Raw genomic sequence first — 24,037 nt, forward strand, 5'->3', positions numbered from 1 at the left:
TCTAACTATTTCTTTAGTCCACTTTTTCTAGTGAGTTTAAATATTTTGAGTCGCTTTAGACTATTTAAATTAGTAGATTTTTATACTATTTCACTAATAACTCTCACAGTGTCCAAACTTAGAGGTCATTGTCTAGCTCATGCTATCTCATCTTCAATCACCCATCTATATTTCAGGAACTCTATCATTTAAAGGTGTATAAATATAATATAGTACGTAATATCATAAGCTTCTACATTTTTTGATTCAGAATCATTCATATCTTACATATTAATTGTTTTCATGATTGCCAAAAAAAACTCACAAGTAAATTTTGAACTAATGATTAGTTCTCATTTACTCGTGAGCTTAAATTATCTTGGGGCTGCCTTAAATCCTGCCGTTTCTGCTTCCTCTGCGGTGCAGAACATCTCTTCAGGTTTAGTAGATTCGTAATTTTGCTGACCAGGAGAATGATATATTTTGTCTCCTTTTGAATTGATATTGCCCTTTATTAAACAAGCTGAATCATTGCCATTATTATTTTTAGCTTCACTATCCGTTCCATCAAATACACTTTTGTCATAACCTCGGTCAGTTACATAATTTTCAATTGACCAAATACCTATTGCCTGTTTTTGTGCATTTTTTTGAACTGACTCAAACCAATCAACGTGTTTTGTGTTCGGTTCATAAATATAAGCAACACGTGCAAGGCCATTCTTTAATAGTTCTTCCTGCACATTCTTCCCATCTTCTGTATATATGTAAGCTAAAAGTCGATTATATTTGTCTCGATATGAAACATCAAATTCTAAATAAACACTCTCTTGGTCTTCTAACAATTTTTTTGTATATTCCTTTGCTTCTTCTCCATATGGCTGCTGCCCTAAAGTAGGATGATTCGTTTCTGGAGTATCTACTAATAAGAAACGAACCAATTCCGTTGATCCATTATAAAGTATTTTAATCGTATCTCCGTCCACGACGCTTACCAGCGGGAATTCTTTAAATGAAGATATATCATATGAAGAATTATCATCATTTGATTCTACTGTCTTAACAGTCGCCTCATCTTTAACATTAGATAGACTACAGCCACTTATAATTGTTAAAGTAAACAAAATAAAAATCCATTTTTTCATAAACAGTACCTCTTTAAAAATCCTTTTTATCAATTTAAATAATATTTTATAATAATAACATTTAAATTCGCTTAATACTTTTAAAAGACAATAAAAAATCCCAGTAAATAAGTAATCCTTATTTTACTGGGATATTAGCTATAAAATTTAAATATTCTTAATATTAATCTACTTATTTATGAATTATGCATTGTATCCTTTTTTATTTCTTTTATGAAACCCTTTTCCATAATAGAACACTACTAAAATAACTAGCCAAAGCGGCCCAACTATTAAGGCAATACGTGTATCTGGGAAGAAGGCCATTAATCCAACTACTCCAATTAAGAAAGCTAAAGATAAGTATGAAGTGAATGGATATAAAGGAAGCTTATATTTTAATCCTCTCTTTTGCTCTGAAGTTAAACTTTTACGATAACGCATTTGCGATAATAGAATCATACACCAAGTCCAAATTGCACCGAATGTTGAAATACTAGTTACCCATGTAAAAACTTTAGCCGGAACAAGATAGTTTAAAACTACACCAATCAATAAAGCTCCCGCAGTAGCAATTACTGCAAAACTAGGTACACCATTCTTGTTTAACTTAGCATATGATTTTGGTGCTTCACCATTTTGAGCTAAGTTATATAGCATACGAGCAGTACTGAAAATACCTCCATTACAAGAAGATAGAGCTGCTGTTAAAACAACAAAGTTAATAATTCCCGCAGCTGCTGGAATACCGATTTTGTCAAAAGTTAAAACAAATGGACTTCCTTTTGTACCAATTTCTGTCCAAGGATAAATAGACATGATAACGAATAAAGCACCTACATAGAAAATAAGAATTCGCCAAAAAACTGTATCAATAGCTTTTGATAATGTTTTTTCTGGATTTTTTACTTCCCCTGCTGTAATACCTATCATTTCAATACCAAGGAAAGCAAACATAACCATTTGTAAAGACATTAGTACCCCGGTAATACCATTTGGAAGAAGCCCACCATGCTCCCAAAGATTACTGATGCCAGTTGCAATTCCACCGTTTCCAATGCCGAATACAATTATACCGATACCTACTATAATCATGAAAATAATTGTAACAATTTTAATTAGTGCGAACCAAAATTCAAGTTCTCCATATGCTTTTACAGCAAGGAAATTTACTGCAGCCATTATAACTAATGCAGCTAATGCCCAAATCCAGCGAGGAATGTCAGGGAACCAAAATTCCATATAAATTCCTACTGCCGTAATTTCTGCCATACATGTTACAACCCATAAAAACCAATAATTCCATCCAGTTATATAGCCTGCAAGCGGTCCTAAATAGTCGCGGGCATACTGGCTAAAAGATCCTGCTACAGGCTTTTGAATAGCCATTTCACCAAGGGCTCTCATAATAAAAAACATGATCATACCGCTAAAAGCATACGCAAATAAAATACCAGGTCCTGCTAATTTAATAGCTGATGCGGAACCAAGGAATAACCCAACCCCGATCGCCGCTCCTAAGGACATAAGCGTAATATGTCTCTGTTCTAAGCCTCGCTGTAATTGCTTGTTTGAAGTATTATTTTGCATAATTTCTCCCCCAATGTGCTTGTCTAAGATGATTTCATGAAGGTATAATCCCCATGGTTAATGAGCTTTCCATTATTAACAATGACGTTTATAATGGTGTAAACATATGGTTACAATCTTTTTCCAGTAGATAGCAACATTACTTATCTGGTAGAATACAACTTGCATTTTCTCGCCACCATTCTACTTGATGACGTTTTCATTGTCGAAAAAACAAGTTTTTCAACTAGATTGACGTAATTCTAACATTTTTGTGAACACTTTTTTATTGTTGAAGTACCCAAAATTCGAGTAATATATTTGTAGTTTTACACAAATCGACAAATCGTAACATTAATATTATCAAAAAATAAAAATAAATCAATCTAATCTATTAAATAAAGAGGGATTCTTATGACATTTATAAAAAATGATCCTTTTAGATCAAATTTCGATAGTTTGGAGGAATTTGCTGATGTTGTAAGTGAAGTTCTTCATTGCCCTATTACAATTGAAGACGCAAACCATCGTCTAATTGCTTATAGCACACATGATGAAAGAACAGACCCGGCAAGAGTATCTACTATCATAGGCCGGCGTGTTCCTGAAAAAGTCATTAACGCTCTTTGGAAAGAAGGCGTTATTCCTGCTCTCTTAAAAAGCCGTGAGCCTATCCGTGTAAAAACATTGGATGAAATTGGATTGGGCGACCGTGTAGCTGTTTCAATATGGAAGAAAGAAGAAGTGCTGGGCTTTATTTGGGCTTTAGAAGTGGATAAACATTTAGATGAACAAGCTTTAGTTTTACTGAAGCAAGCAGCTGAAGCAGCAAAAAATAAGCTTTTACAGCTGCAAAACCGAAAAAATAAAAAAGAAGAGCGTTTCCAAGAGTTCTTCTGGAAGCTGCTTACAGGACATATCCAGTCAAATAAAGAAACAATGGATAACTTTCAGATGCTGCAAATTAGCCCTCCTTCTTCTTTTACTATCGCTGTTCTTCAATTTCAGAAAGACATAACAAATGAAGAGGAAAAGCAAATTTCATACCTTCTACAAACGAATCAGCGTTTGAAAACTGCGCTTTATACAATTGACCACCATCAGCTTATAATGTTGATTTCACTTGAGGGCATAGATCAGCCTTTAAATCTACTAAATGATTTTGTTAGTACATTTGTACAAAAGATGGCTGAACGATTTGGGGTAAGGGCAATTAACCCGGCATTCAGCAGCATTTACAATGATTATCAAAAAGTAGAAAAAGCATACCGTGAAGCGTTAATCGTTTTATCAATGAAGGAAAGATTCCCCTCTGAAGTAAATGATATTCATGGTTATCAAAATCTTGGCATCTATCAATTTATCGATATCCTTTTGGAGAAACGCACAAATGATGGATATGAAAATCATGCTTTAAAGAAACTCCAGGAATACGATGAAAAACATAACAGCGACCTTGTAGAAACGCTGGAAGTCTTTTTAAATAAAGATAACAATGTAAATGAAGCGGCAAAAGCCTTGAATGTCCATACGAATACATTAAATTATCGACTAAAACGAATTAGTGAAATTGGAGAGATTAATCTCAAAGATCCGAACCAAAAAATGACGCTTTACATTGACCTTAAGCTAGAGAAATTTAAATAATTAAAGAACTTTTTGTGATAATCAACAAAAACGTGAAAAATCTTTCTCCTTTATTAACAAAGAAAAAGCAATTAAAACATTTTATACTGAATTCACAAGGAAATACAAAAGCAAGTTATTAAAGGAGGAAGTCACGATATGATTATCGGTGTACCTAAAGAAATTAAAAATAATGAAAATCGCGTTGCCCTTACTCCAGCTGGGGTTGTTTCATTTTTAAGTGTTGGTCATAAAGTATTAGTAGAAAAAGATGCTGGACTTGGAAGCGGATTTACAAATGAAGATTACTCCAATGCTGGTGCAGAAATTATTGATAATGCAGCAGATGTTTGGGCTCAATCTGAAATGATTATGAAGGTTAAAGAGCCTCTTGAAAGTGAATATCAATACTTCCGTTCTGGCTTAATTTTATTCACTTACTTGCATTTGGCCGCTGAACCTACTTTAGCACAGGCTCTTAAAGATAAAGGCGTTATCGCTATTGCATATGAAACAGTTGCAGTAAATCGTACACTTCCACTTCTTACTCCAATGAGTGAAGTTGCTGGTCGTATGGCTGCACAAATTGGTGCACAATTCCTGCAAAAAACAAACGGCGGTCAAGGTATCCTTCTTGCGGGAGTTCCTGGAGTAAACCGCGGTAAAGTAACGATTATTGGAGGCGGTATTGTAGGAACAAACGCTGCAAAAATTGCAATCGGCTTAGGTGCTGATGTAACAATTATCGATGTTAGTGCTGACCGTTTACGTCAATTAGATGACATTTTTGGCAATCAAATTAAAACATTAATGTCCAACCCATTCAATATCGCAGAAGCGGTAAAAGAAGCAGATCTTTTAATCGGTGCTGTTTTAATCCCTGGTGCAAAAGCTCCTAAGCTTGTAACAGAAGAAATGGTTAAAACAATGAAGCCTGGCTCTGTAATCGTGGATGTTGCAATCGACCAAGGCGGCAGCGTTGTAACTTGCGATCATGTAACTACTCATGATAACCCAACTTTCGAGAAATACGGTGTTGTGCACTACTCTGTTGCTAACATGCCAGGTGCTGTTCCTAGAACGTCTACAATTGCTTTAACAAACGTTACTGTTCCTTACGCTTTACAAATTGCAAACAAAGGTGTGTTCAAAGCGATTGCTGAAAACCAAGCATTAAAACTTGGTGTAAACGTGGCAAACGGTGAAATCACATATGAAGCTGTTGCAAGAGACCTTGGGTATGAATATGTACCTGTTGAAAAAGCACTAGAAAAAGAATTAGCAACATACTAATCATTAGTTCACTATATAATATAATTCCCCCTCAAGAGTGCATTGAGGGGGTTTTTATTCAGTGAGATGGTATTATGGTTGAAAAAATTTTTACCGTAATTTAGGGAAAAACGGTTAACTAGTAGAATACAGTTATTTTAATAAATCTAATAAAACTCTATTTAACAAAGTTACTAAGCTTACCAATATTCTCTATCTCAACAACTACAACATCTCCTGATTTCATTGGGCAACTTCCTGAAGGGGAGCCAGTTGCCAAAACATCTCCAGGTTCTAAAGTCATAACCTGTGAAATCCAACTAATCAGATAAGGTATTGAAAGTGACATTTGATTAGTATTTCCATCCTGTACAACTTCACCATTTAATGTTGTAGTTATTCTTAAATTAGTTGGATCTATACCCGTAACAATACATGGACCTATTGGACCAAAAGTATCAAAACCTTTTCCCCTTGTAAATTGCGGATCACTTTTTGTTAAGTCTCGTGCAGTAACATCATTAAATACAGTACAGCCAAAAACGTAATCTAGGGCTTCTTCTTCTTTTATATTTTTACCATTCTTCCCAATAATAAGTGCTACTTCACCCTCCATTTCTACCTGATTTGTTAAATCGCTTGATGGCAGGATAATTTCGCCTTGATCTGGAATCAAGGAAGATGTTGGTTTCAAAAATAAAAATGGTTCTTTAAGGTTTGCTTTTCCACCAGTCTCAATTGCATGTTCAGTATACGTCCAACCAAAGTTTACAATTTTTGAAGGAACTACTGGCTCTAGAATTTTAACATCGCTATAATTAACTCTCTCACCATCATTATTTTCAAATTCATTATTTACAACATCAATAAAATCTTTGGACAATTGTAGAATTTCGTTCCCCTCAACACGTCCATAAAAAACATTACCATCTAGTTTTTGATATCTCACAATTGTTTGAGATTTTTGTAACACTTGCATATCCAATCAAAAACTCCCTTAAATTACTTAATGAATCTTACTTGTTGACTAATATATTCATATTGTTCTTCTTTTCTTTTATTGAATTCTATCTTATTTTCTTCGAAGATATTATTTCCTTCTGTATCTATTGAAACAATAAGAGGTCCAAATTCTTTTACTTCACAAACCCAAAGTGATTCAGGCATACCAAGGTCTTTCCAATGTACTTCTTTGATTTCTTCAACCTTGGTTGCACCATAAACAGCATTTCCAGCTGGGAAAACTAAATGCAGCGCTTTATGAGTTTTACATCCTTCCTCTGTATTCTTGCCCATACCTCCTTTACCTACAATGAGTTTTACACCTGTTTCTTCTATAAATTCTTTTTCGAATTTTTCCATTCTCATGCTCGTTGTAGGACCGATGGAAACAATTTCATATTGTTCATTACCGAGATCTCGAACAATCGGACCAGCATGAAAGATTGCGTTCCCTTTTAGATCGATAGGTAATGGAATTTTCTCTTCAATAAGTCTTCTATGAGCAACATCTCTACAAGTTACTAGTGTGCCAGTTAAATAAATAATATCTCCAATTCTAATATCCTTTAAATCTTCATCTTTAATTGGAGTTGTTAATACTTTTTTACTCATAGTGTTACCCCCTCATGTGTATCAATTACATAATTCAAATCCCTATCAAAGGTAATTTTCCCTCTTCTATGAGACCAGCATCCCGTATTCACAGCCACTCCAATAGTTGAAGGATGTCTGGCAGTATTCACAACATTAACACCCATAACAGACTTAGATCCTTTTAACCCTTGAGGTCCAAGGCCAATTGCATTAATCCCATCTTCAAGAAGTTGTTCCATTTTTGCGGCATTTTCATTTTCATTTCGACTTCCAACAGGTCTCATTAAAGCTAACTTTGAGTTTAATGCCGCTGTTTCTACTGAAGTTCCAACTCCAACTCCAACTAGAAGCGGTGGACAAGCATTAAGTCCATAGCTTGTCATACGATCTAGAACAAACTTTACAACCCCTTCGTAACCTTCACCAGGCATTAGGACTGTTGCTACACCAGGTAATGTACATCCTCCACCAGCCATATAAGTATAAATTTCCACTTTATCACTATCTTCTTCGATTTCCCAAAAGATACTCGGCGTCCCGTTTCCAATGTTTTTTCCAGTATTGTATTCATCAAATGTTTCAACTGAATTGTGGCGCAAAGGAGTTTCTTTAGTGGATTTAAACACACTCTCTCTTAAAACGTTATCCAATTGTCCTATTAACGGAAAATTCTCACCACACTTTACAAAAAATTGGAGAACACCAGTATCTTGACATGAAGGTCTCTTTAACTCAAAAGCTAGTTGTTGGTTTTCAAACATTGTTTTGTAAATAATTTTTGCAAGATGATTATCTTCTTCTTCACTTAATTCTTTTAATTTTTTTTCTACATCATCAGGTAGTTTGTAGCTAACTAGTGAAACAAATTTTGACATCAAATCAGTCATTTTTTCTTTCTGTTGTTTTTTATCCATAAAAACACTCCTCACAATTTTCTTTTACTTAGTTCGAGTAGAACGGGAAGAAAATAGGTAATAAAATCATACCCGCTATTATTAAAATAATAATTAGTGGTACACCGACCTTTACATAGTCTGTAAATTTATAGCCACCTATGCCATAAACCATTGTGTTTGCTGGCATTCCAATTGGTGTTGCAAGAGCTAAAGAACCACCAATTACTGTTGCCATTAAAACCGCTCTTGGATCTGCGCCCATTGCACTGGCAATAGAAAGACCTATTGGCACTAGTAGAGCTGTCGTAGCAGTATTAGACATAAAATTTGTCATAACAGCAGAAAGTAATAAAATAACAAATAAAAGAATGTATGGCGACGGATTACTTCCTAAAGTTCCAATGATTGTATCTGCAATTAACGCTCCTGTTCCCGCTGTATCAATAGCTTTTGCCAATGCAAGTGAACCTACAAATAGAAGAATCGTATTCATATCAATTGATTTCATTGCATTTTTTTCAGAAATTACTCCTGTTGCAACTAAAATCAATGCTCCAATCCATGCTGATATATATAATTTCACTCCAATTTGCTTTTCAAATATCATTGCAACAATCGTTAATACAAGAACAATTAAAGCTGTATACTGTTTCCATTTCGGTACATTTGAATAATCAATTTGTTTACTATAAACAGAATCTGTATCAAGATCATTATCTTTTCTATTTGGTAAGAGCTTGTAGCCAATCAAACTAAAATACAAAATTCCGATAATTAACATTGGTAGCCCTACTTTTGCATATTCAAAAAAGCCAAATTCCATATTGATTTCTTGAAGTGCCGACTGTGCAATCATATTACCTGGTGCACCAATTAGACTGAGATTCCCTCCTAAAGCTGCTGCTATAACCAACGGAAGCAACAGTCTAGAGCGTGAGAAACCAGATTTAGCAGCAATACCTATAACTACAGGTATAAAAACTGCAGCCGTCCCTGTATTAGAAAGAAATCCGGACATTAAACCTGTAATGACCATAACAGCAATAATTAATTGCTTTTCTGTTTTAGCAAATTTTGTAACAATTCCCCCAACCTTTAGGGCCATTCCAGTATCAAAAAAAGCAGCACCGACAATAAACATCGCCTTAAATAGAAGAACATTACTGTCTATAAAACCAGCAAAAGCATCTGCCGGTTCAAGAACCCCTGTTACTGTCAGACCGACTGCAACAATCATTGCTGTAACAGGTATTGGAATTTTCTCCCATGCAAACATAACAATTGCGAAAATTAAAAACAGTAGTGTAATAATTTCTGCACTCATACAACATCCCCTTTCCCCCTTATAAGCTTGAAGACGTCTTCTAAATAAAATATTAGAACTTTGAAAACGCTTACGCTATTCAATTATTTAAGTTGCTTTTATGGTTTCTATTAAGTTTCTATTTTCGAAAACTAAAAGAAGAACTTGCGAAGTATAAAAAAAACCCTTATGAACTTGCTATAACAAATAGCAAAATCCAAGGGTTTTAAAACATATATTCAAAATTTAAAGCAAATTCAGACAAAGGGGAATCTAAAAAAAAACCTAAGTAAATTTTTTAGATTTTTAAATTAAAATTATTTTTTCATTTTTTTCTTTGGATCCTTAATAATAAATTTTCTAGGGATTTACTAATTTCATTAAGTGATTGAAAATCTTCTTCGCTCAGCGTTTTTTCTTCTTTATCTTTTTCTTGGGCTGTCATTTCAGTATCCTGAATTCCTTTTTTATTAGAAATTAATTTATAAAATTCTTTGTCTTCAAGGTATCTTTTCTCTCTTAATTCAGAATTAAGAGTTCTCTCTGAGGAAAGCTGTTTTCTGTATTCTGAAGGAGTTTTACCAAAACTGTTCCGAAATGCTGTATTAAAAGATTTAACATCAGAAAATCCATAAGACAATGCTATATCTGAAATTTTCTCATCAAAATCTGAAAGAGCATAAGTCGCTTCACGTAGTCGAATTCGTGTAAGATATTCATAGTAATTAATACCTAGCTGTTGTTTTACAATTTGAGAAATATAACTTTTATGGTATCCAGATACTAATGAAAGCTCTTCAAGACTGATTTTATTTTTATAATTATTTTCAATATAAGTAATAATTTTATTTACAGCATCTGTTTTTTTCTTATTACTTGCCATCTCCATTGAAGAAATCTTCTTTGGAGAAAAATTTCTTATTAAATTTGCCGCCAGTTGACTAAGAAGGCATTCGAAGTAAATTTTTTCAGAAGGTGCATCCCCTTTTATATATTGAATCATTTCGAAAATTAGTTTCCTTAAACAATTAAAATCCTCATTATATCTCGTCTTTTCATAGGATCTACAGGTAAATTGAAGCAAATGATAATCACTATAATAACTGCTAAAGTATATCGGATTAAGATGTATAACCATAGCGATAGAATTTGACTTTCTTGCAAGAGTAGCATGTCCAACATTTGAGTTGATGAGCATCATATCATCTTCTTCTAAAATATAATTCGATCCATTTATACTTACCTCAATTTCTCCTTGTAGAACTGTAATTAGCTCTAGCTCATTATGCCAGTTATAATGATAGGAACTAATATAATAAACATATTGTTTTATATCGATATCTCTTTTGTTGTTTTTCCAGACATAATTCATAAGTCCCATTCATTAAACAACCTCACTTTAATATTGATCATCAATTCTATAAACTAATAATATTTACTTTATTTTTAGATTTTCTATAATTTTATCACTATTAATTTACAAGTAAAAAGATTGTTTACAACAGAAGTCGCTTCATACAAAAAGAGGGGCTATCCAGAAATACTTTCTGAATAGTCCCTTTCACAACATACACCTTATTCTTCAGTTATTACAAATAATGATAGTGTCATAATTTTAGAGAATTGTGCACGTGTTAAATTCCCTTTAGGATTGAACTTTCCATTTTCTCCACCAATAAGCTCCAACTGTTGTAATAAACCAATTGGCTTAATTGTTTCTTCGCGCATTTGATTTTGGTCAGTAAATGTATTAGTCATCCCAACTACTTCAGGATCTAACCCTTGTGCAACTAACAAACTAGCAGTTACATATGCCATTTCCTCACGAGTAACAGGTTTATTCGGCTCAAATTTGCTGCCATCAAAGATATCAATTAATCCATAATCTTGTAGAATAGCAACTTCCTTTGCACCCCAGAAATTTTGAAGATCTGTATATGTTGCTGGACCTTCATAATCTGCATCTTTATCTAAACCAGTAGCACGGAAAATCATTCCAGCTAATTGTCCGCGAGTTACTTGACCGTTAGGATTAAATGTTGTATCTGTTGTGCCATTAACAATTCCCATCTGATATAGGAACTGAATATAGCTTTCTGCCCAGTGCCCAATGCTATCTTTAAAATAACCACCTGATTTTAAATCAAAGTCTGTACGGTTCATTAACATAATAACGCCTTGAACTTCCTCATTAGTAACCTGATGCCATTTTCCTTCAGCATATATTTCTGCTTTGAATGAATCACCAGATTTAATAAATTTTACTTGAATAGAATCACCAAATGTCTTTTTTAATTCTTCATAATATTGATAGAATGCTTCTTTACCTTCGTAATAAAGGTTTTGATCTTCATCATATGATTTTTTAATCATTTCTAGTGACACTTTTAAAGTAAAACTATTGTTGTTTTTATTAGCGGAGATTGTCAAATCATCCTCTGCGAATGCTAACTTTGAAATAAGCATCATTTTATAAAGATCTTCGTAAGAACGTATTTGTTGTTGATTTTCACTTGTTGCTGCAAATAAATTTTGGTCAGCAAGAGTAGTTGGAGCCGCTAAATTCTCCTGTGCTTGTGCATTAAATGAAAATCCTGTTGTTAATAATGAAACTGTTAATGTTCCTGCTAATATCATTTTTTTCATCAGTTAAACCCCTTTCGAATTTAGTTTACTAAATGAGCGCTTCCAATATCGATATAAATTTACAATTCTAATTAAAATGAACAATTATTACCATTAATAACTAATAATTTAATAATAGATAAAGAATTCTCAAATACGACATAATACCTATAAAACGATAATTAAAAAGATATGCTAATAGTTAAGGGCTGACCCAAAGTGAATTAATCATTCACATTTGGGCCAGCCCACTCATAATTTTATAACTTAAATCTTTGTACAACATCCTGTAATTCTTCAGCCATTTGTGATAGAGAGGCAGCGGAAGCTCTAATTTCCTCCATTGAAGCAAGCTGTTGTTCTGTCGATGCCGATACATTTTGTGTCTCTGCAGAAGTATTATCTGATATCTCTTTAATATTATTGAATGTATTAACAAAATGCTCGGTACCTGAAGATATTTGTTTGATATTCGAAGTAACTTGAATAATTTGCTCTTTAATTGTATTAACTGAATGTGTAATAGCAGTAAAGGAATCTCCTGCGTTATTAACAACCTCAATCCCTTTCTCTACTTCATCATTACCTTTTTCCATAGAGCTAATTGCATTAGATGTTTCCAGTTGAATTGCTTCAATCATTTCACGGATCTGTTCAGTCGATTGTGCCGATTGTTCAGCTAGCTTTCTTACTTCCTCTGCTACAACTGCAAAGCCTTTTCCATGTTCACCTGCTCTAGCTGCTTCGATTGCAGCGTTTAAAGCAAGTAAATTTGTTTGCTCTGCTACAGCAGTAATAACATCTACAATTTGACTAATTTGCTGTGAATGATTTCCTAAAACTTTAATACTATTTGCGATTTCATTCACGGTATGTTTGATGAAGTTCATTTGTCCAACAGTTACTTCTATTGCTTGACTTCCTCTTTCAACCACTTCTTTGGCTTCAATCGCAGTGTTTGAAACTTCATTTGAACTTTCAGCAATCTCTTGAATTGTTAATGACATATTTTTTGCCATTTTAGAACTTTCTTCAATTCCTTGTGCTTGCAACTCTACACCAGCAGACATTTCTTGAATAGAGGAAGAAATTTGTTCTGTCGCTGAAGTATTTTGTTCCGTACTTGCAGTTAGCTCCTCAGAAGATGCAGCTAAATTATTCGATTTTTCACGCACTTCAGAAATAATTAAACCAAGATTCTCTCTTAATTGATTAAATGTATTTGCTAATATTCCTAGCTCATCGTTATTTACTAATTTGATTGGTGTACTTAAATCACCTTGGCTCATGCTATTTGCAGAATCAACAAGAACTTGAATAGGTTTTGTAATCGATCTAATTATATAGAATATAATTACCCCACCAATCACCAAGGAAAGAACAATGACAATAATCGTTGTATAAAAAATAGGAGCAACAGCATGATCCACTTCCTCTTGATGCATGACCCCTCCTATTTTCCAACCAGTAAGTTCATTGGTGATGTAGGATAATTTCACATCATTTTCGTTATCGTCTTTAATATTTAATGTTTGAGATTCTGCAGAAAGTAAAGTATTTTTATATTTCTCGCTTCCTTCAGTACCTGCCTCATTTTCGGGGTGACTAATATATTTCCCAGTATCATCCATTAAAAATAGATAACCATTTTCACCAATTTTAATTTCACTCATCATCTCAGAGATATTTCCCAATTTCAGATTAACAGCAACAACTCCTTGTCCATCAGCTGTTGCCTTGGCTAATGTAACAACTACTTGATTTGATGATTGAGACACATACGGATCTGTAACTATAACTTTTCCTGCATTACTCTTTGCTTCTTTATACCAAGGACGCTCACGAGGATCATATTCTGGTGGATTTTTAAAAGATGTTGGTGAATTCATAAACTGTCCTGTTTCTGTCCCAACATAAGTTTGTTCAACATCTGGTTTCGATGATTGAATCGTATCAAGTAACTTTCTTATTTCAGCATTGGAGTCGTTCTCAATTTCTCCAGCCGAAATTGCATTTGATAAATAGTCAATATTCTCCATTTGTCCAGAAATAAATTGTGTAATGGACTGATTGACAATCGAAACATTTTCATTTATCATTCCCTCCATTTGATCATCAATCTTATTTTTAGCACTTTGGTATGATGAAGCACTAATGACTATACAAGGGATTAATAAGATAACTAAAAAAGAAAGGATAAGTTTCTTTTTTAATCCAAAATTAATTTTACCTTTTTCTCTTTTTTTCATAATTTCCCCTCCAATTGTAATAAATATATAAAATAAGATATTTTTGAAGTCCCTAATATTATCGTCCTAAAATATGATTCTTTTACATTTTCATAAGTATTTAGAATTATCAATTTATTGAAGTGTGTTTGTTTTTTAGTAAAAAATATCCATTTCAAAAGTCTTATAAATTCGAGGTGAGGGGGAAGCCATATACCCAAAATACGAATGAAAATAATTTGACAATAAAAAAACACTTTCCTTGTTCTCTAGGAAAGTGCCCAATTTTGGAATATTATTTTGGAATATCTAGAAATTATACTTAAATAAACATAATTGCTATCTCATTTATTTTATATCAATGGTGATTTACTTGTTACCTGCAAGATTATTTACTACATCCAGCAATACATTGGCTCCAGCTATCAAGTCGGAATCATTTGTAGCCTCCTTCGGATTATGACTAATTCCTTCTATACTTGGCACGAAAATCATGGCTGAGGGGCACATACGAGCAATCATTTGAGCATCGTGTCCCGCGCCAGATGTCATTCTTTTTGAGTGGAGCTTGAGTTTACTAGCAGCTTGCTCTATCAGTTTAACGATGTTTTCATCGAAAGAAACTGGGGAAAAGCGAGCTAATTGTTCAGATGAAATTGATACTTCTTCAGATGCTGCTAGTTCTTTAAGGTAGTTTGCAAGTGCTTGTTCTTCTTCTTGTAATCTCTGTTCGTTTGGATTGCGTAAATCAACAGTGAATGTCGCTAAAGATGGAACGACATTCACTGCATTTGGCTTAAAACTAATCGTTCCAACTGTTGCAACAGTTTGCCCATTTGAATCGTTCGCCCGATCTCGTAAATATGTGATTACCCGTGCAGCGGCGAGTCCTGCATCACGTCGCATACCGATTGGTGTAGTACCAGCGTGGTTTGCAACACCTTCAATCGTAATACGCTGCCAAGAAATACCTTGAAGGTTCTCAACTGCTCCAATTGAAATTCCCTCCTTATCAAGAATTGGACCTTGTTCGATATGAAGCTCAATGTATGCGTATGGTTTTAAAAAACCAGGCTCCTTCGTACCAGCATATCCAATACGCTCAAGTTCCTCGCCCAATAGTGTTCCATCTGAACCTACTGTTTTAAGTGCATCCTCTACTGAAAGGCCGCCAGCATACACGAGGGATCCCATCATGTCGGGCTGATAGCGAACTCCCTCCTCATTGGTAAATGCTGCAACTGCAATTGGACGAGATGGCTTAACACCTTTCTTCTGCAAAGTGTATATCACTTCAAGCCCAGAAAGGACTCCATAGCATCCGTCATACATACCCGCGTTAATTACTGTGTCTATGTGCGAACCTAACAAAATTGGTTCTTCATTTCTATTTTCAGTACTATACCAAATTCCAAAAATATTACCGATTCTATCAATTTCAACTTCCAAGCCATCTTCTTTCATCCAAACAATTAATTGGTCGCGTCCAGCCTTATCTGCATCTGAAGCAGCCAACCTTGTTCGCTTGTTGTCATTGTCAAGACCAATTCGACCAAGATCTTGAAGGCGTTTAAGCAGGCGTTCGGAGTTGATTGATTGTTTTAAATTAGTAACTGTCATGTTCACTTCCCCCTTACGATAAGTTGATTAGAAACAAATAGGATAACAATAAATCAACTTTGATTAAATATAATTATAATGTCATATTAATTGAATATTTCTAATAAAAATACTATTATTGGATGTAAAAATATAAAAATATTGAGGTTTTAACATGCAAATGAAAAGTTTTATGATTGATGAAAATTTTAAAGAGCTAACAAAACATCAGACAGTTGTTATGCCCATTGCTTGTTATCAAACTACCATTAATCAAAATATAAACGGCCATATTCCACTTCATTGGCATGATGAAATTCAATTTGTGTTAATAGTAAAAGGGGAAGCAATTTTTCAAGTTAATGAAGATTGGATTTTGGTTAAAGAGGGTGATGGGCTTTTTATTAATAGTGGATGTCTACACATGGCACAGGATAAAGAGCAGTCGGGTTGCGTCTATATTTGCTTAAATATTTCTCCTTCTTTCGTGGTATCCCAAGAACTCTACACTACATATGTAAAACCTTATATTCAAGCGACCAATTTACCTTACTTATATTTAGATGCAAATGAAATCTGGGCGAAAAACATTTTAGATGCAATTTTAAAAATCTATCAATTAATTGAGCAAAAATCCCAATACTATGAAATTGATATAACCATTCAACTAGCGTTAATTTGGAAAAACTTAATCGATAATGGTTTTAATCTAGAATATGTTCAGACAGAAATAGTAAAGAGTCAAAGAATGAAACAAATGCTAAGTTGGATACATGAGCATTATGCAGAAAAAATTTTATTAGAGGATATTGCAAGGGCTGGTCAGTTGAGTCGTTCTGAATGCTGTCGATATTTCAAACGTTTTTTAAAATGTACACCCTTAAACTATGTAATCGATTATCGGATTCAAAAAAGCCTATCTCTCCTGCAGCAAGATGATTGTAATATCACCGAAGTTGCTTATCAGGTTGGTTTTAATAGTACAAGCTATTTTATTAAAGCATTCAGAGATTCTATGAACATGACTCCCTTAGCATACAAAAAAAATAAAATCCATAATGTCTAACCTAGTATTTATCACTAGATATCCATAAAAGATGCTAATCTGTATTTCGCGGAAAATCCTCGTACCTTTAATGGAATCTTAAGCAATAATCCAATATTTAAGACCAGGAAATTATGAAGATCTAATTTAAGGTAAAAAGGTTTAAGTTCTGTATTCATTGAACTTAAACCTTTTATTTCAATGATAATTTAAATTGGGTACGCTCCATCCCATACAACTTTCTTAAAATGGTCAGCGTCAGTATCTCCTTCAGTACTAAAAAATAAAATTTTCGAATCTGAATTAATATTTAACTGTTCTTTTAAACTTGAGTATTTACTCCTTCTTAAGATTTCACTCACAGCTCCTACTCCAACAGCTCCTGATTCTCCTGAAATTACTTTCGGATCATCTTTAATTGGTGCTGCTAAAATTCTCATACCTTGTGCAGCAATGTTGTCTGAACATGAAAGGAATGCGTCAGCATAATCACTTAAAATTTCCCATCCCAATGTACTTGGTTCACCACATGCCAGACCAGCCATAATTGTATCCATATCGCCTTTTACGTAATGCAACTTTCCGTCATTTGCTTCAGCTGTTTTAAATATACAATTAGCTTTTTCTGGTTCTACAACAACTGTAATTGGACGATCCTCACCATAAACATTTGCAAAAAAGCCTTGAACTGTAGCCGCAAGTGAACCAACACCAGCTTGAATAAATATATGAGTGGGCTTTTCGTCCAACTCTTTTAGCTGTTCATAAGCTTCTAACACCATCGTTATATATCCCTGCATAATTCTCTTTGGGATTTCTTCGTAATTTTCCCATGCAGTGTCTTGTACTAATACCCAATTATTTTTATCTGCATGCTCAGCTGCTAAGCGAACTGCATCATCATAGTTAATATCTGTGATGGAAGCCTCTGCACCTTCAGATTTAATATGATTCAATCTTTCCTCGGACGAACCTTTGGGCATGTAAACAACTGATTTTTGTTTCAATTGTTTTGCTGTCCATGCGACACCTCTACCATGATTACCATCTGTTGCCGTGATAAATGTTAGTTCTCCTAATGTTTCTCTAACTTCAGGTGAAACAAGCTTATCATAAGTTAAGTCTGCTAGATTTATATTTAATCTTTCTGCTAGATAGTGCCCAATAGCATAAGAGCCACCTAATGCTTTAAATGCATTTAGACCAAATCGATATGATTCATCCTTTACAAAAACCTTACTAATATTTAATTCTTTAGCTAGATTATCTAATTTAGCTAATGGTGTAGGTTTATATTGTGGGAAACTTTTATGAAAAGCATAAACCCTTTTTGCTTCCTCCATATTTAAAAATTTTATATCAGATTTTATTTCCCTTTTTCGATTATCAAATTTAACTAATTTCACTTAATTCACCTCTTTTTGCATAATTAAAAGTTTGTTGCTAAAAAATAAATCTAATATTATTCAGGAAGGCGAATTTTAACAATTTCTGCAAAAAACTCCGCTCCTGTCTCTAATACATCGTCGTTATAATCATAGAGCGCATTATGCAACGGAATGATTTCCTCATTCTCACCTTTACTGCCGAGGAATACAAAACAACCTGGAATTTTTTCGGTGAAATTGCCAAAATCCTCAGAAGCCATTAACGGTGGACAATCACTATTTGTATTTTCTTTCCCGACTATATTATTTGCAGCTTCTATGGCTATTTTGCTGCATTTTTCCCAATTTATAGTAGGGGAGAATTCATGAGTATATTCAAACTCACATTCTGCACCGTACATAGTGCAAATTCCTTCGCTTAACTTTCTCATTCTTTCTTCGAGTAGTTTTTGGACTTCTGGTATAAAGCTCCTTGTATCTCCTTTAATTTCAACATTTGAAGGTATAGCATTTCGAATGCCATCGGAGTGTATTTCTGTGCATGACACTACTGCTGTATGAATTGGATCAAGATTTCTTGCAACTATTGTTTGAAGAGCAAGGATAATCTCCGCTGCAATTACTAAAGGATCAACACCCATATTTGGACTTGATGAGTGTGCTCCTTTTCCTTTAATACGAATTACAAAGTTATCCTCACTAGCCATGATAGGACCTGATCGAGTGTGTACTGTACCAACAGGTAATCCCGGCATATTGTGCAAACCGTAAATTTCATCTACAGGAAAACGTTCAAATAACTTGTCGTCTAGCATTGCTTGAGCACCTTTACCGATTTCTTCAGCAGGTTGAAAAATGAATCGGACAGTACCATTAAAGTTTTTTCGAGTAGAAAGAAGTTTCGCAGCTCCCAATAAAGTTGTCATATGTCCGTCGTGGCCACAAGCATGCATTTTTCCAGGGTGTTGTGAACGATACGAAAGCTCTTTAATTTCATTTAAATTTAATGCATCCATATCAGCTCGTAATCCGATTACTCCTTTTCCATCCCCAACAGTAAGGCTAGCCACAATACCCGTACCACCAATATTTTCATGAACCTGCAGTCCCATCTTTTTAAGTTCTAGTGCAATATAAGCCGATGTTTTCTTTTCCTCGAAAGCAGTTTCAGGGTATTTATGCAAATAATGTCGCCATTCTAGTAGTTGTTTTTTAAAATCAGGATTCCCCATTATTTCCCCTCACTTTTTTAAATTTTAAGATTATTTCCGAGCTGTTACTTTATCAATAGAAGAAAGACTTATTCCATCCTGGTTCATCCACACCATTATTTAACTAATGACTTTTAAAAAATTTAGTGGCTTTTTCCTCCTTCCCTTTCCGACATTTTAATATTTAGTTAGTTCCGGATATATAAAATTGATATTTAATTTTATAAATATATTGAGGTATTTTTTAGGGGAGAAAGGTTAATAGAAACATTTATCTTACAATGCCCTATTAGTAAAGGCTTTAAAGTATGTAAATAGACTTGAGAAATGAAAATTATATACTACGATTTTAGTTGCAAGATTGTGTTTAGATTGTTGAGTAAAAGAAAAGACATGGAATTTTTAAATAGAAGATCCATGCCATTAAATTAAGATATCAATATTTTATTATTTTCCAACTTAATGACTGCATAAAAGGAGAAGGTTGCGTTACCTATGACTCGATTAAATGCATTTTCAAATAGTGAATGAACGGATGTTCACTCTCATCCACCTTCCTCGTACAAATAAACAAACTTTGATTAATCTCTGCTTGCTCCACAAAGACTCTAGCTAGCTTTCCTTGAGCTAATGTTTCACTTACGCTGCAAGCTGGCGCGAGGGCAATTCCGTAACCTGCCTCAACAACCTTAATCGATTCTAGTACGCCTTGCATTTGTATACCGAATTTCGGTAATGGGCAATTATGGGTATAAAATATCGCCTTTAACAAATCAAGCGTCGAACTGCCTTGTTCCCTGTAAATAAAATCATGTTCACTTAAATCAAAAATCGATATCTTTTTATTTGCTAATGGGTGGGTTGGATGTACAACAAACCAAAATGGAACATCGGTAATTTTTTCAAAGTGTAAATCTTCATGACCAATATTGCTTTGTACAACAAAGCCAAAATCAACTTCATAATTAAGGACGCGACGTTCAACAGACTGTACATTCCCTAGTGATACATATATATCGACATTTGGATTTTCTAGCTTATAACCCGCAATTATTGGAGGTAAGATATAATTCGTTGAAATATAGGACGAAGCAATTTCGACTTTCTCCTTCTTTTCCAGAAATGTTTTAAATTTTTCATCGATCTGTTGTTCTAAATGAAACAGGCGTAATCCTTGCTCATAAAGAAATTCTCCTTCAGATGTAAGCTGTATCCCTCTTCCCTTACTACTGATTAATTTGACCCCTAGCTCTCGCTCTAATTTACGAATTTGAGCTGTAACAGCAGGTTGACTAATATATAGGAAGTTCGCCGCTTCAGTTATACTCCCTAGCTTTGCAACATTCGTAAAAATACGTAACGTGTGTAAATTCATTTCTTCACCCATTCATAACTTTATTTTATGAATAAACAAAATTTATATATTTGTTTTATGAATAGTATAGCAGTATTTTGAGAAAGAGAGGTGATTTGTCTGGAAAACTTGCTATTGGAATGGCTATCAATGGATGGTCTTTTATTATTCGGAATTGGTATTCTTGCTGCTATTATTGGGGTTATGTTCGGAGCTGCAGGATTTGTATTACTACCTGCCCTGCTATTAGTTGGCATTCCGATTCATGCGACAGTTGCCGTCAATAAATTTGCCACTGGCGTATCTTCATTATCGACGGTTCTTGTACTTATTTTAAAAAAGAAAGTTCGACTTAAAAAAATGCTCCCACTCATGTTCGTCGCTGCATTTGGAGGAATAAGCGGTGCATTTTTCGCAACCAGATTATCGGAACAGATGATGAATATTATTGCTTGTATCGTGTTAATTGCTATGTTTTTCGTAGTATTAAAAGGTAATAAAAAAGGGCTTGTCAGTGAACAACAAGACACCGAGGAACAAGACGGCGAACAACGAACTACTTTGATAGCTCCATTTTTTATCGGGATATATGATGGAGGATTTGGACCAGGATCAGCACTTTTAAATATTACCTACTTTTTGAAAAAACAATTTAGCTATTTAAAAGCTGCTGAATTAACCCGCTTTATGATGTTTGCAAGTTGTATAAGCGCATTTTTATTTTATTTCTTTTATGGCATAGTGGATTGGGGCTTTGCCATTCCGGTCACAGTAGGTTCAATCGTCGGCTCGCATATCGGACTAAAAATCATCCCGTATTTGAAAGGAAAATGGATTCAATTTTTGCTTCCAACTATCTTTTTATTATTAATTGTTCAAGTTGTCGCGGATTTATTATCTTCTTAGTTCATCACAAAATCTTTAAAATCGATGGAGTATTCAGAATATATCGCGAAAGGAAGAATATAGTAAATTATACTTAATCGAATGCTAGCTTAGAAACCATAATATAAATCTATAAACTGCATTATCAAGGAGGAAGAAGAATGGAAGATTTCGTATTAGAAAAGGCAATTCAAGATGTTTATCCAGATGACTTTGCTTGGTGTTTTGGCTGTGGGCGATTGAATAAAGATGGTCATCAACTTCGAACTGGTTGGCAAGGAGACAAGACAGTTACGTTCTTTACACCTGAATCAAAATACATGGGTATTCCAGGATTTATATATGGTGGCTTAATCGCATCTATAATTGATTGTCATGGATCAGGATCTGCTGCACTTGCTTTACATCGTAAAAATGGCAATGAAATCGGTGATGGGTCAGTACCTCCCCGTTTTGTAACTGCAAGTCTTAATGTAGAATTCCTAAAACCAACTCCCCAACAAGTAACATTAAAAGCTGTTGGGACTGTTGAAGAAATACATCCGAAAAGATGGAAGGTTGATACAGAAGTTTATGCCCATAATACCCTTTGTGCTCGAGGTATAGTAGTTCTCGTTGCAATGCCGAGTACTTTTCAAAAAAAGAATGATTAGCGCACCCCACTATTTTCCTAACCCCTCTTTTAACGGGAACTCGGGATATTGGGAAGTGGTCTACCTTTCTTTCAGTCAATCATTATACCCCTTTTCTTAACACTGCCATTATTTTAATAGAAATTTGGTGAGTATGATACTTTTAAAATTTTATGAAATAAAAACTTTAAAAGTAGTTTCTTTTCTTATACTTTGATAAAAGACTGATTAAAGGTAAATTATCTTTCCTTGTTTCAAATATTAAATCTACACTTATCCGTATTTATTTGAATTGATAACAAAAAAGCATACTCGCACTTATATGTGTGCAAGTATGCCTTGATTATTATACAAATATCATCCATAAAATAATTGTAAATACAATCGTTGTTACACCTTGTAAAAGGGTAGCCATTGTTTGTGCTTTATAGGCCTGCGTTACTTCCATGCCACTATATTGAGTAACAACCCAGAAGAAGCTGTCGTTCACGTGTGAAACAGTCATTGCCCCTGCACCGATTGCCATTACAACTAATGCTAATGGGAATGCCCCTTCGATACCAGCAGTTACCAGCATTGGCGCTACAAGAGTAGATGTAATAACAAGCGCTGTTGTAGAAGAACCTTGTGCTGTTTTAAGTGCTGCTGCGATGATAAATGGAACAAGCAAGAATAAAGAGCCAGTTGCTAAAGAACCAAGATCCATCTGTTGTAATAAGTCGCCTACACCTGTTTCTTTAATAATAGTACCGAATGAACCACCTGCAGCAGTAATTAATAAAATTGGAGCTGCATCCTTTAAACTATCCCCAATCCAGCCAGTCAACGTTTCTTCATTTAACTTTGGAAGTAGTGGGAATGCCGCAAATACCCCTAAAAGTAATGCAACAATTGGACTTCCTAAAAAGCGTAAAATCATATTAAACGTAGATTCCGGATCACCAACCAATGCTGCAATAGAACCAATACCGATTAACACAATTGGCAGTATTATGGGGAAAAATGATTTAAATGTTGATGGCATTTCGCCAAAGGATTTAATTACTTCTTCGTAATCTAACGCTTCTTCTTGATCCAATGGAACTTGAATTTTTGAAGCGACTTTTACAGCCCATAAATACCCTACAAATACTGCAGGAATCGCCACAATTAAACCGACTAAAATAACTGTCCCTAAGTAATCTGTTGCACCAATATTCCCAGCCGCAGCAATTGGCCCTGGAGTCGGCGGAACTAGGACGTGCGTTGCATATAAACCAGTTGCTAGCGCCACACCCATTGATGCAATTGTAACCTTCGCACGTTTTGCTAAAGATTTTTGTAAACTTGATAAAATAATGAATCCTGAATCACAAAATACTGGAATTGATACGATATAACCGATAATCGACATTGCTAATTGCGGACGCTTCGGACCTACAATTCGCAGCACAACCTCTGCCATACGGTAGGCTGCACCAGAACGCTCTAAAATAACTCCAATCATTGTTCCTGCAACAATAACAATACCAATGCTCGTCATTAAACTACCGAAACCAGTATTAATATTTGTTACTACATCTAATAATGGCATTCCACTGGCAATACCTACAAAGAATGAACTTATAATTAATGCTAAAAATGGATGTAATTTTAATTTTGCAGTAGCAAATACAACAAATAACACCCCAATTAAAATAATGACAAATAACATTTCCTTCTCCCC

The 24,037-nt window shown here is 34.4% G+C and carries 19 protein-coding genes; 5 read left to right on the forward strand and 14 right to left on the reverse strand.

What is annotated here, in order from left to right:
- Positions 1 to 353: 353 nt before the first annotated feature.
- Both MKY04_RS16620 and MKY04_RS16625 read right to left on the reverse strand, forming a co-directional pair.
- A complete protein-coding gene (locus MKY04_RS16620) occupies positions 354 to 1,124 on the reverse strand; it encodes a thermonuclease family protein (protein WP_346234770.1) in 771 nt (256 codons plus the stop codon).
- Between the two features lie 183 nt (positions 1,125 to 1,307).
- Positions 1,308 to 2,693, reverse strand: a complete 1,386-nt coding sequence (locus tag MKY04_RS16625) for an amino acid permease (protein WP_346234771.1) — start codon at positions 2,691 to 2,693, stop codon at positions 1,308 to 1,310.
- 393 nt (positions 2,694 to 3,086) lie between these two features.
- On the opposite strand from MKY04_RS16625, the gene MKY04_RS16630 reads away from it, so the two are divergent.
- Together MKY04_RS16630 and ald are read left to right on the forward strand one after the other, a co-directional pair.
- On the forward strand, positions 3,087 to 4,319 hold the full coding sequence (locus MKY04_RS16630; RefSeq protein WP_428833886.1) for a PucR family transcriptional regulator: 1,233 nt from the start codon (positions 3,087 to 3,089) through the stop codon (positions 4,317 to 4,319).
- Between the two features lie 138 nt (positions 4,320 to 4,457).
- Positions 4,458 to 5,591 (forward strand): alanine dehydrogenase, encoded by a 1,134-nt coding sequence (gene ald, locus MKY04_RS16635; RefSeq protein WP_346234772.1) that lies wholly within the window; start codon positions 4,458 to 4,460, stop codon positions 5,589 to 5,591.
- Positions 5,592 to 5,748: 157 nt separating this feature from the next.
- Here the strand turns inward: ald and MKY04_RS16640 are convergent, their stop codons facing one another.
- From MKY04_RS16640 to MKY04_RS16675, 8 genes are all read right to left on the reverse strand, one after another.
- On the reverse strand, positions 5,749 to 6,549 hold the full coding sequence (locus MKY04_RS16640) for a fumarylacetoacetate hydrolase family protein (protein WP_346235887.1): 801 nt from the start codon (positions 6,547 to 6,549) through the stop codon (positions 5,749 to 5,751).
- Positions 6,550 to 6,572: 23 nt separating this feature from the next.
- Complete coding sequence (gene ttdB / locus MKY04_RS16645; protein WP_346234773.1) at positions 6,573 to 7,184, reverse strand: L(+)-tartrate dehydratase subunit beta; 612 nt, start codon at positions 7,182 to 7,184, stop codon at positions 6,573 to 6,575.
- A complete protein-coding gene (ttdA, locus tag MKY04_RS16650) occupies positions 7,181 to 8,080 on the reverse strand; it encodes a L(+)-tartrate dehydratase subunit alpha (RefSeq protein WP_346234774.1) in 900 nt (299 codons plus the stop codon). Before ttdA ends, ttdB begins: the two co-directional genes overlap by 4 nt.
- A gap of 28 nt (positions 8,081 to 8,108) precedes the next feature.
- A complete protein-coding gene (locus MKY04_RS16655; RefSeq protein WP_346234775.1) occupies positions 8,109 to 9,386 on the reverse strand; it encodes an SLC13 family permease in 1,278 nt (425 codons plus the stop codon).
- Positions 9,387 to 9,690: 304 nt separating this feature from the next.
- The gene (locus tag MKY04_RS16660; RefSeq protein ID WP_346234776.1) at positions 9,691 to 10,746 is read right to left on the reverse strand and encodes an AraC family transcriptional regulator; all 1,056 of its coding nucleotides are present in this window, start codon (positions 10,744 to 10,746) and stop codon (positions 9,691 to 9,693) included.
- A 194-nt stretch (positions 10,747 to 10,940) separates the two neighbouring features.
- Positions 10,941 to 12,011: an S-layer homology domain-containing protein gene (locus MKY04_RS16665; RefSeq protein WP_346234777.1), complete on the reverse strand. Its 1,071-nt coding sequence runs from the start codon at positions 12,009 to 12,011 to the stop codon at positions 10,941 to 10,943.
- 239 nt (positions 12,012 to 12,250) lie between these two features.
- Complete coding sequence (locus tag MKY04_RS16670; protein WP_346234778.1) at positions 12,251 to 14,239, reverse strand: methyl-accepting chemotaxis protein; 1,989 nt, start codon at positions 14,237 to 14,239, stop codon at positions 12,251 to 12,253.
- A gap of 348 nt (positions 14,240 to 14,587) precedes the next feature.
- The gene (locus MKY04_RS16675; protein ID WP_346234779.1) at positions 14,588 to 15,838 is read right to left on the reverse strand and encodes a Zn-dependent hydrolase; all 1,251 of its coding nucleotides are present in this window, start codon (positions 15,836 to 15,838) and stop codon (positions 14,588 to 14,590) included.
- A 154-nt stretch (positions 15,839 to 15,992) separates the two neighbouring features.
- Between MKY04_RS16675 and MKY04_RS16680 the strand changes: the two genes are divergently transcribed.
- Entirely contained in the window at positions 15,993 to 16,883 is an 891-nt protein-coding gene (locus tag MKY04_RS16680) for an AraC family transcriptional regulator (protein WP_346234780.1), read from the forward strand.
- Positions 16,884 to 17,071: 188 nt separating this feature from the next.
- Here MKY04_RS16680 and dpaL read toward each other — a convergent pair whose 3' ends face one another.
- The 3 genes from dpaL to MKY04_RS16695 form a co-directional block, all read right to left on the reverse strand.
- Complete coding sequence (gene dpaL, locus MKY04_RS16685) at positions 17,072 to 18,268, reverse strand: diaminopropionate ammonia-lyase (protein WP_346234781.1); 1,197 nt, start codon at positions 18,266 to 18,268, stop codon at positions 17,072 to 17,074.
- Positions 18,269 to 18,324: 56 nt separating this feature from the next.
- A complete protein-coding gene (locus tag MKY04_RS16690; RefSeq protein WP_346234782.1) occupies positions 18,325 to 19,482 on the reverse strand; it encodes a M20 aminoacylase family protein in 1,158 nt (385 codons plus the stop codon).
- Between the two features lie 472 nt (positions 19,483 to 19,954).
- Complete coding sequence (locus tag MKY04_RS16695; protein WP_346234783.1) at positions 19,955 to 20,836, reverse strand: LysR family transcriptional regulator; 882 nt, start codon at positions 20,834 to 20,836, stop codon at positions 19,955 to 19,957.
- A 114-nt stretch (positions 20,837 to 20,950) separates the two neighbouring features.
- Between MKY04_RS16695 and MKY04_RS16700 the strand changes: the two genes are divergently transcribed.
- On the forward strand, positions 20,951 to 21,721 hold the full coding sequence (locus MKY04_RS16700; RefSeq protein ID WP_346234784.1) for a sulfite exporter TauE/SafE family protein: 771 nt from the start codon (positions 20,951 to 20,953) through the stop codon (positions 21,719 to 21,721).
- A gap of 140 nt (positions 21,722 to 21,861) precedes the next feature.
- Entirely contained in the window at positions 21,862 to 22,353 is a 492-nt protein-coding gene (locus MKY04_RS16705) for a PaaI family thioesterase (RefSeq protein ID WP_346234785.1), read from the forward strand.
- Positions 22,354 to 22,678: 325 nt separating this feature from the next.
- Here the strand turns inward: MKY04_RS16705 and MKY04_RS16710 are convergent, their stop codons facing one another.
- Positions 22,679 to 24,025 (reverse strand): GntP family permease, encoded by a 1,347-nt coding sequence (locus MKY04_RS16710; protein ID WP_346234786.1) that lies wholly within the window; start codon positions 24,023 to 24,025, stop codon positions 22,679 to 22,681.
- Between the last annotated feature and the right edge of the window lie 12 nt (positions 24,026 to 24,037).

Origin of the sequence: Lysinibacillus telephonicus, assembly GCF_039654155.1 — a bacterium.
In the GTDB taxonomy this organism is placed as follows: domain Bacteria; phylum Bacillota; class Bacilli; order Bacillales_A; family Planococcaceae; genus Ureibacillus; species Ureibacillus telephonicus.